Source organism: Streptomyces otsuchiensis, assembly GCF_004305975.1.
Taxonomy (GTDB): Bacteria; Actinomycetota; Actinomycetes; order Streptomycetales; family Streptomycetaceae; genus Streptomyces; species Streptomyces otsuchiensis.
Window position 1 is genome coordinate 1 of record NZ_BHZI01000662.1, and the last position, 265, is coordinate 265.

Sequence of the window (265 nt, forward strand, 5' to 3'; positions counted from 1 at the left end):
AGATGAACCCGTTGCCGAACTGCACCAGGGTCTGCTCCCACGGGTCCTCACCGCCGCTGGCGAAGACGGCTGCCGCCCGGCTCAGGGACTGCAGCCCCGAGGTCAGCGCGGCGACGGAGTCACCCAGGTCACGGTCGACGCCCTCGGACGTCGCCGTCATCAGCCCGTCGGCGGAGAGCAGCACGGCGTGCCGGGCGTGCTGCACGCTGACCAGCTCGTCGAGAATCCAGCTCAGGTTGGGCGCGGGGTTCACAGGGTGTTCTCC

1 protein-coding gene is annotated in these 265 nt (G+C 70.2%); it reads right to left on the reverse strand.

The window, feature by feature from the left end; all coding sequences use genetic code 11:
• Nucleotides 1-265 (reverse strand): roadblock/LC7 domain-containing protein (locus E0D90_RS26255; RefSeq protein WP_307721192.1); only part of this gene is annotated, 265 nt, incomplete at both ends.